The following is a 12,050-nucleotide window of genomic DNA, read 5'->3' as shown; positions in this document are numbered from 1 at the left end:
GATGATCATGTACCTATTTTTAATGTGTTATTATTTAAAAATCATATTTAAAACAGCCAGTTTGTTGCTACATATATAAATTAAGGACTCTCCAAAAATGAAAAATAACGATACCTTTAACACAATTGCTACGTTAATTTTTAAGCATCTTTATAATAACTTTCCAAGCCCAAGCCAGTTAGATCCTGAACAATTAATTAGCGATGCCTCAGATCATCAAGGTGAGCAAATAAAAGGAACAATTGCGTTTCTTCTTCATGAGGAATATATATTTTCGACGCCCAGCGCCACTTTTTTGCTAACCGAAAAAGGCTTTAGCCACGCTTTGTGTCCTAAGTTTTAAACTCACCACTTACAAAGCGATACCACAAAAAAAGCCCTAGCAATTAAAGCTAGGGCTTTATAATGATTTTTAACGTTTATTTTTTCTCTTTTTCTAAACGCTTTTTAAGGCTCAATGCCGCGTCGGCCGCCAGTAAGCGCATAAATTCAGAGCCGTTATTTTGCTCACCCTGCCCTGCACCTATAACAATTTCAGGCACTAAGCGGCTGTTACCTAAGCTAGTAAATAAAGCCGTTTGAATTTTAACTTCTGCTTTAAGTGTTTCATCAAATACATACTTAGGATCAAGCGCTGCTGATTTTGCGCGTAAACGCGCTTCAGCTAAAACGTCCATACCTAATGCTTCTAAGCGTTGCTGTTTTAAAATTTCTTCTTGCTCTTTTGCAAGCTCCGCTTTAACAGCTACACGTTGCTGAGCAGAAATAATCGCATTCGCTTTTATTCGTTCTGCATCAATTTGCTCTTTAATTTTTAGCTTTTCAGACTCAGCTCTTTGCTTTGCAATCGCTTGCTCACCTAATGCCACTTCAGTACGTGCTTGTTGCTCTGCTTTTTTAAGGTTTTGTCTTGCCAGCGCTTCATCAGCAGCCGCTTGTTTTTGCGCCTCTAAACGTGCATTTACTTTATTTTCGTAATCAATATCAATAATACTCGCATCAACGACTGTGATCCCATAAGAGCCTAAAATAGGCGCATTACGTAGCGGATTACCTTCAGCATCCTTCTTTATATTAATGGTAACGCGTTGTTGCTTACTTAAATTACTTAAATCATCTGACTTATCACGCTCACCGGTACTAATAATTTGCTCAGTAACAAAAATACCATTCGTAAGTTGATCAGAAAAATCTTGGCTTAATTGACCATTACCACCTGAATAATGTTGCTCCACCGACATCATACGAGCCGACGCTTTTACATTTTCTGTTGTTGCACGCATTAAAAGGTTAGAAATTAGGGTTTCTTGGGAACCAAATTCTTCATGAATTTTTAATAAACCACGCAAAGCACCCGATTCACTAGCGGGTACGTTGCCAGGTAATCTAAAGCGGGAAACACCGCGTGCCCCACCGGTCGTGGTATCTAAGAATCGAATAGGAATGAGTGGTACAATGGCACTGGCTGTTGCGCTGCTATCGCCGGTAAAGTTAATTGAAATAACTTTTTTATAGGCTGATGTTGTACCAAATGCTTTTAAGTAAGGGCCCGCTTGATTTATTACCGTTAAATTACCGGTAAAAGCTGACTGATGAACTAGCCGCTCATCGGCTTCATTCCATGAAATAACCTGCGACGTTAATGTTGCAATCACGGCTAACACCACGACAACGGATGTTAGTAAAATCACATTACGACGACCAAAACGTGCCATAAATGAGGTGTTTTTTGCCTCAGCGACTGCTTGTTGTTCGCTATCCATTTTTAGTACTCTCCATGTTTAGTTTCTTTTTAACAAAATACGTAATTTCTTGTTCGCTTAAATGCGCACAAAAACTACCCGATCGATGCAAATCTATAAAAGTTGCAAGGATCTCTTGTTTGCCTTTAATTGTTTTTTCCTGGTTTTCTTGGGTTTGGTTTTTCTCGCTAAGTTGAGCAATGAGTTCATCAATAATGGTGTCTTTATCAAATAACACATTATATTCTTTTGACTTTCTTACTCGGCTCTTACGTATATTGCTGTAAATCACATAAAGCGCCACACACAAAATAATAACAAGCGTACTTAACCCAATAATATAAAAAATCATAACGTCTGCTTATATTAATTGAATAATTAACCCCAACAACAAATGTAACGACTAGGTCACAGGTGTTAAGCCGATAATTTTACAGAATAACGACCCAAATAACAGAATTAAAACTTGGCTTGTGTATATTTTTGTAAAAATTAAATTAGATAAAAGTTCAATATCAGAAGTCTCAATATCTACAATATTACTTTTAGTGAGTGTTGATGTTTACCGTTTAGAGTCAACGGTAAACATCTTTTATTCAAACTTTCATATTGAATATTAAGCCATTTATTTTTTAATAATCTGATTTCAAAGTGAAAATTGCAATAATTTCCGAGTAAAGTTAAAAATATTTAAATTTTTTACTGGCGAAGATTAAAATGCGACCTACCCTTAGTATGTAAATTAGGTACTGATTATTTGCTCAAAGTTAAATCATATGGGCATGCAGTTGATCGTTTACGTTACATCAAACCACTTATTAGTGAAAAGGATATAAAGATGAATAAATGTAAATACGCAGCATTGCTCGCTACAGCTATCTATGGACAATGCAGTTTTGCTGCAATCGATGAGCTCACTATTTTACAACACACTCAAGAAGCAAAGAAAACCACAATCGCCAAACACGCTTCTACCCATGTAAAACTTTCTAAGCAATTTGCTATCGAAACTGCGCAAGGACACGTAATTACTCAAACTGTATCGCACCCTAATGCTGATTACATAAAGCTACATTTTAGCCAAGTAGATCTAAATGGTGACGCAAAGTTAGTCGTTAGAAGCGAAGATAACTCAGAGCGATATGAATATAGTAGTAATAATATGGACGCAGCAACAATCGATAGCTTAAACGGGGATGATGGTGTGCATTCATTTTCTTCTATGTCGGTATCAAATGACAGCGTTATCATTGAATATTACCCTGATCCAAAAAACAGTAAGCAGCAACACCAGTTTGGTGTTATTGATAGCTATTATTACGGAACTGAAAGCGCCAATATAAATATCAATGAACAAAATAAACCAGCCCCTTTGTCTACCTGTGGTATTAATGAGCGCAAAGATGTGCAGTGTTGGGTTAATTCCAACCCAACAGAGTTTGACCGCAGCCGCCCGGTAGCACGCTTAGTAATTGGTGGCCGCAGCTTATGTACCGGTTGGCGCGTTGGCAGCGATAATAAGTTATTTACCAATAACCACTGTATAGAGACTGCATCTGAGCTTGCCTCTACTGAAGTGTGGTTTAACTACCAAAATAAAAGTTGTAATGGGACAACCAGAGAAACCATTGTAAAAGTAACGGGTAAAGAGTTTTTTAAAACTGACTACACGTTAGATTATACGCTGTTCAGTGTTAATGACTTTGCCGCTATTGAGCAGTTTGGTTACTTGGGGCTTGATGTGCGAAACGCAGAGCAAAGTGAGCGAATTTATATTCCTCAACATGGTTCAGGTAACCCTAAAGAGCTGTCAATTGAATCGGATCAAGATACCAATGGTTTGTGCCAAGTTAATGCCCCCTCAACAAATGGGCGTGGAAGTAATACTGATATTGGATACTATTGTGACACTATAGGCGGCTCTTCCGGTTCTCCTGTTGTTGCAGCATCAAGTAATCGTGTTATTGCACTTCATCACTTAGGCGGATGCTACAATAAAGGCGCCAAAATAAGTAAGATTTGGCCCCAAGTCGCAACTTACTTTAATAACACAGTGCCTGTTGGCGATAACGACGGTACTACACCACTGCCACCTACCGCACGTTTTGAATACAGCTGTGAACAATTACAGTGTAATTTTGATGCAACAAGCTCCAGCTCAGCAGGTACTATCAATAGCTATAGTTGGAACTTTGGCGATAATCAAACCGATACAGGTGCAACTGTAGTGCATAATTTTGTGTCTGAGGGTGATTACGACGTCTCTGTTACTGTGCAAGATAGTAATAATAATACAAATACACTAACCCAAACTATTAGTGTTTCCGATGGTTCCTCAACAGAAATTGAATTAACTAAAGGCCAAGCATTAACAGGCCAAAGTGCAGCAATAAATCAAGAGAGTATCTACTATATTGATGTGCCTGCAAATACCACGAACATTACAATGAGCATATCAGGTGGCTCAGGTGATGCAGACCTATACGTTAAGAAAAATACAATACCTACCACAAACGATTACGACTGCCGACCATTTAGAAATGGTAACACTGAAAGCTGTAACGTGAGTCAAGGAGAAGGTCGCTATTACGTTATGCTTAAAGCCTATAGCAGCTACAGTAATGTCACTATTATGGCTGATTATGAAAACAGCACACCACCGACGGGAGATAGCACCATTATTGCTTCTCGCGCCTATGGATTTCCTGGTTTTTGGCAACGATATAGCTATGTAGTTCCTACAGGAAAAACATCTGTAACAATAAACACAACAGGTAGCCAAGGAGATATCAGCCTGTACGTAAAAGCAGATGGTGCTGTCACGCAAACACAATATGATTGCCTATCAAAAAACACCGGCAACAACGAAAGCTGCACTCTAGCCGTTAGTGCTGGTCAATCATTACAAATCGGCTTACTAGGTATGCTCAGTTATGACTGGGTTAAGCTTGTCGCTACTGCAAAATAGACAATATCATTACCCTAAACAAAGCACTCCAGTATACCTGCAGTGCTTTTCACTTTTAGCTAGTTTCATTTTACAGCAATCTTTGTTGGTTTTTATTTATTCTTCTGGCTTAACTTAAACGTACCTAAGGAAAGCTATGTGGGCAGCGTATGCCTAGTAAATAAGGTTTCATCATCTATTAACGAGTTATACCCACCCATCAAATACTATTTAGCACCTTCAAACCAAACACACTGCCAAAAATTAAAGTTTAAAAAAAGTACACAGATGCTTCAGCTTTGGTACTAGGGTTTTCGCTTGCCGGTAATCATAGGAGTTATCAAAGAAACTCTCCCCCACCAACCAACCAATACAATTGCGGCAATATGTACTATTACAATTGAATACAAACTGTTAGCGAGTATTGAATGAATATTTTCAACAAGTGAACTACCAAAAAAGTAATCTGTCTCTTCAAGTAAAAAACCCGTTGTGGCAAGTGCAATAAATAATAACCATGTTGCCAACACCATTAACCAGCCTAACGGATTATGGCCAGAGTTTTCCGGCACATTTCTGTTTTTTAAGTGTTTAAAGTGCAATTTAAAATCACTAGGTCGCAATTTAATCTGTTTAATACTAGCAAAACCAGAACGAAAAAAAGCCCAAACAAGGCGAATTAGTACGGCCACAAAGGCAACATAACCCACAATTTGATGCTCGTCGCTGCCCGATTCAAGTAAAAAATAATTCAAGCAAAAAGCAATCACTAAAAGCCAATGGATCCCCCTAACAAGGGGATCCCAAATTACTAATGTAGATCGCAAATTAATGGTTTTCCTGTTTAACTACGCTACCATCAACGGGGTTAAAGTAAATTTCTACTTTGCTTCCTTTAACATCGCTACCGTATAGCTCGTAACAATTGCCTTCGGTAACTTTAAATTCTTTAATTTTATAACCTTGCGCGGTTAAGCTATTTTTAAATTCCTGTTGCTCCATCCAATTTTCGTTTGGCTCACTCGTACATTGAGTGGTTTCGTTGGCAACACCGCAACCTGCAAGTAAAAATACACTTACTACTGATGTGATTAAAAGTTTAGCTTTCATTAAAATATCCTTGTTAAAAATGGATTGTCGGTTAATCATACTACGTGCATTAAATAACAGGATCAATCGCTTTATCGGTACTTAACTTATTCGTCCCCCCTTTATTTATGGCAAAGGAATTAACTTATCCCCATTAATAAGTTTAAATTTATTTAACGTGATAGGTTATTTAAGTATTACTCTTCATACAAAACAATACTTCAAAGCAAGCTTGGCCCATATCATCAAAATGTAACTTTCTGGCATAAGGCTACCCTTTTATATGTAATGTTAAGTTTGTAGCCCCCCATACTCTTAATACCAAAATTAGTATAAACCTATAAACTCCTGTCACCCTATGCCATAATCTAAATAATTCATAAATTTAGTAACTTGGCGGTATATAAACCGTTTCAAGCTAACTTATAGGGTTTTTTAATGGCTTATCAAGAGCAAAACCAAGCAACAATCTATTGGCACGACTACGAGACCTGGGGGGCAAGCCCGCAAAAGGATAAGCCGAGCCAATTTGCAGGTGTGCGCACCGATCTTGATTTAAATATTATTGGCGAGCCGCTTATTGAGTACTGTAAGCCGCAAGCGGATTATTTACCGCATCCTGAGGCGTGTTTAATTACTGGTATTACCCCACAAGTGGCGATGCAAAAAGGCTTAGTTGAGGCTGAGTTTATTGCTAAAATTCATGCCGAATTTAGCGTGCCCAATACCTGTGTGGCTGGTTATAACAGTATTCGCTTTGATGATGAAGTAAGCCGGTATAGCTTTTATCGTAACTTTTACGACCCATATGAGCGTGAATATAAAAACAATAACAGTCGTTGGGATATTATAGATTTAGTGCGTGCCTGCTATGCACTTCGCCCTGAGGGCATTGAGTGGCCATTAAAAGAAGATGGCAGCCCAAGTTTTAAACTTGAGCATTTAACTGTAGCTAATGGTATTGAACATGCCGCTGCGCACGATGCATTAAGTGATGTAACGGCTACCATTGCACTGGCTAAATTAATAAAAGAAAAGCAGCCTAAGCTGTATCACTTCTTTTTTAGTTTGCGTGGTAAAAAAGCACTCGCTGAAATGGTTGATGTATTTAATATGACCCCATTAGTGCATACATCGTCGCGTATTCCAGCAACCCAGGGTTGTACCACGTGGGTGGCACCTATGAGCTTTCATCCTGTTAATAAAAACGCAGTTATTTGCTTTGATTTAACCCAAAATCCACAGGTATTACTTGATTTAAATGTAGAAGAGCTACGCAAGCGTTTATACACCAAACGTATAGATTTAGCAGAGGGTGATTTACCCGTAGGTTTAAAGCTGGTGCATTTAAACAAGTGCCCTATTTTAGCACCAGCTAAAACACTACTGCCTGAAAACGCTGCTCGCTTGGGTATTGACCGCGAGCAATGCTTGGCTAATTTAGCCATTTTAAAAGCCAATACTGAGCTTCGCGATAAAGTCACTGAAGTATTTAATGAGCAAGGCGATTACAGCGCCACTACAAATGTAGATTATTTACTTTATGATGGCTTTACTAGCCATGCTGATAAAGCCAAATTTGCGATTATTCGTGATGCAAAACCTGAAGACTTGGCAAGGTTAAAGCTTGAATTTGAAGATCCTAAATTTAACACTTTGCTATTTAGATACCGCGCGCGAAACTGGCCACAAACGCTAAACCAACAAGAGCTTGATCAATGGCGTCAATATTGCCAAAGCAAGTTAATGCATGGCGAAGATCAGCCATCAATCAGCGCACAAGATTTTATGATCACCCTTGAAAACCTAGCGCATGAGCATGATGACAGCGAAAAAAATCTTACAATTTTAAAAGCGCTGTATAACTACGCGCAAAGCATGTAATTTGCTTTAGTGTATATAACCCATGAAAAACGCGACCCTTTAGCAAAAAGTGTCGCGTTTTTTGTTACTAGGTAAAAAACCAAAAAACTATCTCAACAAGAGAGGTAAATGAGAAAACATAAAACCAACATTTACTGTTTATGATTATCACTTCCTCTAAAAGCGCAGCACCTCTTACCCTTTTTGTGAAAAGTTTACTTTTACCAATTACATTACTTTTTATGCAGTGCTTCAATACGCGCTAGTAAACTTGAGGTATCGTATCTGCCGCCGCCAAGAGCCTGTACATCGGCGTAATATTGATCAACCGTGGCGGTCATTGGCAGTGTTGCACCGTTATTTTTAGCTTCATCGAGTGCAATGCCTAAATCTTTGCGCATCCAATCTACAGCAAAACCAAATTCGTACTCGCCTGCCCACATTGTTTTGTAGCGGTTTTCCATTTGCCACGAACCAGCTGCGCCTTTAGAAATGGTTTCTATTACTTTTTCGCCATCAAGCCCTGCTTGTTTAGCAAAATGTAAGCCCTCAGCTAAGCCTTGCACTACACCAGCAATACAAATTTGGTTGACCATTTTACATAATTGTCCAGATCCAACTTCCCCTAATAACTGGCTAAAACGGCTAAACGCCGCCATGATAGGTTGTGCTTTAGCAAATACCGCTTCGTTGCCACCAGCCATTACGGTTAATACCCCGTTTTCAGCACCTGCTTGACCGCCCGATACTGGCGCATCAATAAAGTCGATATGCTGTAAAGCCGCTTTTGCCGCAACTTCACGCGCTACCTCAGCAGAAGTAGTTGTGTGATCGATTAAAATCGTGTTTTTGTCCATACCAGCTAAAACGCCATCATCGCCGTATACCACTGACCGTAAGTCGTCGTCATTGCCAACACACATAAATACCATATCGGCACCACTTGCAGCTTCACGCGGGGTAGGTGCAAAACTGCCGTTAAAATCTTCAACCCATTTTTGTGCTTTAGCTGCTGTGCGGTTATAAACACATACGCTGTGCCCCGCTTTTGCTAGATGCCCTGCCATTGGGTAACCCATTACGCCTAAACCTATAAATGCAATTTTTACTGACATAAAAATGACCTATTTAACTGATAACTTAGAAACATAAGCTCGATTATGTCAATCGGCCGCTAAAAAAGCGAATGAAAGTCTTTTAAAATTTCCCTCATACGGAAATTAGGTAGGTAATCTATGGATAGTATTTATCAATTTAACGCACCACTTTGTAATAACGATGATTTTTCTTTGAGTCAGCTAAAAGGAAAAACGGTTCTTATTGTTAATACCGCCAGTAAATGTCATTTTTCTGCGCAATTATGCGCGCTAGAAAAGCTATATCAACAATACAAAAACGATGGGTTTACTATTTTAGCCTTTCCGTGTAATCAATTTGATAAAAATGAGCCATTAGAGGGAATGGCCATTAAAGACTATTATCAAAAACATTTTTCAATTAATTTTGAGGTGTTTAATAAGGTCATGGTAAATGGCCCAGATACGCATCCACTGTTTAGTTATTTAAAGTCTCATACACGAGGTATTGCACAAAACCGAGCAATAAAATGGAACTTCACTAAGTTTTTAGTTAATGCACAAGGGCAGCTGGTTGCTCGCTATGCACCGCGAACTAAACCGGAGTCATTACATAATGTAATAACAAGCTGCTTAGAATCAGTGCCCGTTATAAAACCGACGACCGCTCGTTTAGGAGTCCGTTCGGCTGTATTAAAATAATCCTGTCGTAATTAAAACAACAAGAGTGAAGCATCTATAGTAAGAATAGTTTATGGTAATAAAATAATTGATTACTTGGAGCTAGTTAATGGATATTGCTTTTTTTAGTGCTCAGAAATATGAGCGACCTTTTTTTGAGCAAAGTTTAAATGGCTTTTCTAACATCACTATTACTTATTTTGAGCAAAGTTTATCGGCGCAGACGGCAATATTAGCTAAAAACTTTGACGCTGTGTGCGTATTTGTCAACGATACAGTAGATAAAGCAGTGATTGTGCAACTTGCCACATTGGGTGTTAGCGCTATTTTATTACGCTGTGCGGGGTTTAATAACGTTGATTTGCCTGTTGCCAAACAGCATAACCTCAGCGTATTACGCGTACCCGCCTACAGCCCTGAGGCAGTAGCGGAGCATTGTGTTGCCCTTATGCTTACCCTCAGTCGTAAAACACACAAAGCTTATAACCGCGTGCGCGAAGACAACTTTGATTTAAATGGCTTACTTGGGTTTAACTTACATAACAAGACCATAGGGATTATAGGCTGCGGTAAAATAGGCTTGGCACTGTGTAACATTTTAAATGGTTTTGGCGCTAACGTTTTAGTGTGCGACCCTTTTGCAAAACCAGGCAATTACACTATTACCGATTTAAATACCCTACTTGCCCAAAGCGATATAATTTCACTGCACTGCCCGCTGAGCGAAGATACGCATCATTTAATCGATGACGCTGCATTTAATAAAATGAAAACCGGGGTCATGCTCATTAATACTTCTCGCGGTGCGCTGGTAAACAGCCAAGCGTGTATTAAAGCACTTAAATCACAAAAACTGGGGTACTTAGGGCTTGATGTGTACGAACAAGAATCAGAACTGTTTTTTAAAAACCACAGTGACGAAATAAATCAAGACGATATATTCTCTCGTTTAGTGAGTTTTAGAAATGTGATAATAACAGGGCATCAAGGCTTTTTTACTCAAGAAGCTCTAACCGAAATCGCTAATATAACATTACAAAATGCAAACGAGCTTGCTCAAGGGCAAACGCTAACCAATCAAGTATTGTAATACCAAGTCATTTAAACTGTAAAAAGCGAACTTTGGGGTGACTCCCAATAGTTCGCTTTTTAAAACTGCATTTTTAAATTCGCGTTTAAAAGTTTTTAACCAAACGCTACATTTGCAAATACTAAGGTCATAAGTACAGGACACACAAAGCGAATATATTGTGCAAACCAATAGTGCGGCCCACTACTTGCCTTGTGCAGTTTATTACCACGTTGCCATAACCAGCCTACCGTTATAAAGTAAAAAAGCCCCATTAACGGCAATTGGTATTGGGTAAATACCATAATCACTAAACCAAATAACCAATCAAAGTTTAAAATAATGGTACTGGCACAAATAAGCACAACAGCACTGACTGCCCAAGTTGCTTTGGTTCTATCTACACTGTGGTTTTCAACCAAAAATGCCACAGGGATCTCAGTTGACGAAATAGTTGAGGTAACTGAAGCTATCGACATCAATACGAAAAATAATAAGCCAACCAATAAACCAATTTCACCCATAGTGCCAAATAGCTCAGGTAATATGGCAAAAATAAGTTGCCCCTCACCAATTAATTTACCGTTATTAAATACTTCAACGCCATTGTACTGGGCAACATAAATAGCCGGAATTATTAATAAGCCCGCTAAAAACGCCACGCTGGTATCAAGTAGCGCAACACTTGCGGTTAATTTTGGTAAGTTAGCACCAGGTTTTAAATATGAGCCGTAAATCATCATACAGCCTACCCCAAGCGACAACGAAAAGAACGCCTGTCCCATTGCGGCAATAATTAAATCAGGGTCGAGTATTTTGCTAAAATCAGGCACTAAATAAGCAGCAAACCCTTCGCTTGCGCCATCTAACGTTGCAATATAAATAATAAGCCCAATAAGGAGAACAAGTAAAAGCGGCATTAAACGGCGTGACCAGGTTTCTATTCCCGACTTCACCCCTTTTAAAATAATACTGGCGGTTAAAATAAGCATAAGCGGCGTAAAAATAAAATTACGTAACATAGAGTCGCTATGTAAAAACTCACTCAAGCTATGCAAGCCAAAAAAGCTACTTATAGGCTCTATAGCGTAGGAAAGCATCCAACCGGCCACAATTGAGTAAAAACTTAACATAACGATGGCACCGGCAAGGCCAATATAGCCTGCTGCGGCTCCCACTTTAGGGGCATGATCTTGCCATGCTTGGCTTAGCGCTTTAACAGGGTTAGCTTGGGCTTTGTAACCTAAATACAGCTCGGTGTACAAAGCAGGTAACGCCAGCAAAAAAATAACGATAAAGTAAACCAGTAAAAATGCGCCGCCACCATGATTAGCAGCCTGCGTAGGAAAACCCCATATATTACCTAAACCTACCGCTGCACCGGCTGCTGCCAATACAAAACCTAGTCGACTTTGAAAACCATCACGCACTTGTGCCATACACCTACAAATCTGTTATTATTTTAACGAATGCGAATTAAACCATATTTAAGAGCGGCTGAGTAATAAAAATGTACTTAGCGCTCACAACAACTAACAACCGCTCACAAACTATCCAGCTTTGGGTAATAAATATGTAATCGG

General features: G+C 39.0%; 11 protein-coding genes. 5 read left to right on the top strand and 6 right to left on the bottom strand.

Annotation, left to right across the window (positions count from 1 at the left end; genetic code table 11):
- Positions 1-97 precede the first annotated feature (97 nt).
- Positions 98-343, top strand: a complete 246-nt coding sequence (locus ND6B_RS10885) for a hypothetical protein (RefSeq protein WP_013465128.1) — start codon at positions 98-100, stop codon at positions 341-343.
- Positions 344-419: 76 nt separating this feature from the next.
- Here the strand turns inward: ND6B_RS10885 and ND6B_RS10890 are convergent, their stop codons facing one another.
- Both ND6B_RS10890 and ND6B_RS10895 read right to left on the bottom strand, forming a co-directional pair.
- Positions 420-1,763: an SPFH domain-containing protein gene (locus ND6B_RS10890; protein ID WP_033103320.1), complete on the bottom strand. Its 1,344-nt coding sequence runs from the start codon at positions 1,761-1,763 to the stop codon at positions 420-422.
- On the bottom strand, positions 1,756-2,094 hold the full coding sequence (locus ND6B_RS10895) for a hypothetical protein (RefSeq protein WP_028835109.1): 339 nt from the start codon (positions 2,092-2,094) through the stop codon (positions 1,756-1,758). Before ND6B_RS10895 ends, ND6B_RS10890 begins: the two co-directional genes overlap by 8 nt.
- A 486-nt stretch (positions 2,095-2,580) precedes the next feature.
- Between ND6B_RS10895 and ND6B_RS10900 the strand changes: the two genes are divergently transcribed.
- Positions 2,581-4,710 carry a pre-peptidase C-terminal domain-containing protein gene (locus ND6B_RS10900; RefSeq protein ID WP_033103319.1) on the top strand — a complete coding sequence of 710 codons (2,130 nt, stop codon included), beginning with the start codon at positions 2,581-2,583 and terminating at the stop codon, positions 4,708-4,710.
- 284 nt (positions 4,711-4,994) lie between these two features.
- On the opposite strand, the gene ND6B_RS10905 is transcribed toward ND6B_RS10900, so the two are convergent.
- Positions 4,995-5,516 carry a cytochrome b/b6 domain-containing protein gene (locus ND6B_RS10905; RefSeq protein ID WP_033103318.1) on the bottom strand — a complete coding sequence of 174 codons (522 nt, stop codon included), beginning with the start codon at positions 5,514-5,516 and terminating at the stop codon, positions 4,995-4,997.
- Position 5,517: 1 nt separating this feature from the next.
- Positions 5,518-5,799, bottom strand: a complete 282-nt coding sequence (locus ND6B_RS10910; RefSeq protein ID WP_028835106.1) for a PepSY domain-containing protein — start codon at positions 5,797-5,799, stop codon at positions 5,518-5,520.
- Positions 5,800-6,216: 417 nt separating this feature from the next.
- On the opposite strand from ND6B_RS10910, the gene sbcB reads away from it, so the two are divergent.
- Entirely contained in the window at positions 6,217-7,662 is a 1,446-nt protein-coding gene (gene sbcB / locus ND6B_RS10915; RefSeq protein ID WP_033103317.1) for an exodeoxyribonuclease I, read from the top strand.
- 212 nt (positions 7,663-7,874) lie between these two features.
- On the opposite strand, the gene ND6B_RS10920 is transcribed toward sbcB, so the two are convergent.
- Positions 7,875-8,756: an NAD(P)-dependent oxidoreductase gene (locus ND6B_RS10920; protein WP_028835102.1), complete on the bottom strand. Its 882-nt coding sequence runs from the start codon at positions 8,754-8,756 to the stop codon at positions 7,875-7,877.
- A 120-nt stretch (positions 8,757-8,876) separates the two neighbouring features.
- On the opposite strand from ND6B_RS10920, the gene ND6B_RS10925 reads away from it, so the two are divergent.
- Together ND6B_RS10925 and ND6B_RS10930 are read left to right on the top strand one after the other, a co-directional pair.
- On the top strand, positions 8,877-9,419 hold the full coding sequence (locus ND6B_RS10925) for a glutathione peroxidase (RefSeq protein ID WP_013465134.1): 543 nt from the start codon (positions 8,877-8,879) through the stop codon (positions 9,417-9,419).
- Between the two features lie 88 nt (positions 9,420-9,507).
- Complete coding sequence (locus tag ND6B_RS10930; protein WP_033103316.1) at positions 9,508-10,488, top strand: 2-hydroxyacid dehydrogenase; 981 nt, start codon at positions 9,508-9,510, stop codon at positions 10,486-10,488.
- A 95-nt stretch (positions 10,489-10,583) separates the two neighbouring features.
- On the opposite strand, the gene ND6B_RS10935 is transcribed toward ND6B_RS10930, so the two are convergent.
- Entirely contained in the window at positions 10,584-11,906 is a 1,323-nt protein-coding gene (locus ND6B_RS10935; protein WP_033103315.1) for a sodium-dependent transporter, read from the bottom strand.
- Positions 11,907-12,050 lie beyond the last annotated feature (144 nt).

This window comes from Pseudoalteromonas sp. ND6B (assembly GCF_000764215.1).
GTDB lineage: Bacteria > Pseudomonadota > Gammaproteobacteria > Enterobacterales > Alteromonadaceae > Pseudoalteromonas > Pseudoalteromonas tetraodonis.
The sequence above is the reverse complement of the archived record's forward strand: the minus strand, read 5'-3'. Positions and strand labels throughout refer to the sequence as shown.

Bases quoted from the DNA above. Each gene is read 5' to 3' on its own strand.
- ND6B_RS10935 (WP_033103315.1), bottom strand. From the start codon at position 11,906: ATGGCACAAGTGCGTGATGGTTTTCAAAGTCGACTAGGTTTTGTATTG.
- ND6B_RS10895 (WP_028835109.1), bottom strand. From the start codon at position 2,094: ATGATTTTTTATATTATTGGGTTAAGTACGCTTGTTATTATTTTGTGT.
- ND6B_RS10900 (WP_033103319.1), top strand. From the start codon at position 2,581: ATGAATAAATGTAAATACGCAGCATTGCTCGCTACAGCTATCTATGGA.
- sbcB (WP_033103317.1), top strand. From the start codon at position 6,217: ATGGCTTATCAAGAGCAAAACCAAGCAACAATCTATTGGCACGACTAC.
- ND6B_RS10925 (WP_013465134.1), top strand. From the start codon at position 8,877: ATGGATAGTATTTATCAATTTAACGCACCACTTTGTAATAACGATGAT.
- ND6B_RS10930 (WP_033103316.1), top strand. From the start codon at position 9,508: ATGGATATTGCTTTTTTTAGTGCTCAGAAATATGAGCGACCTTTTTTT.
- ND6B_RS10885 (WP_013465128.1), top strand. From the start codon at position 98: ATGAAAAATAACGATACCTTTAACACAATTGCTACGTTAATTTTTAAG.
- ND6B_RS10910 (WP_028835106.1), bottom strand. From the start codon at position 5,799: ATGAAAGCTAAACTTTTAATCACATCAGTAGTAAGTGTATTTTTACTT.
- ND6B_RS10890 (WP_033103320.1), bottom strand. From the start codon at position 1,763: ATGGATAGCGAACAACAAGCAGTCGCTGAGGCAAAAAACACCTCATTT.
- ND6B_RS10920 (WP_028835102.1), bottom strand. From the start codon at position 8,756: ATGTCAGTAAAAATTGCATTTATAGGTTTAGGCGTAATGGGTTACCCA.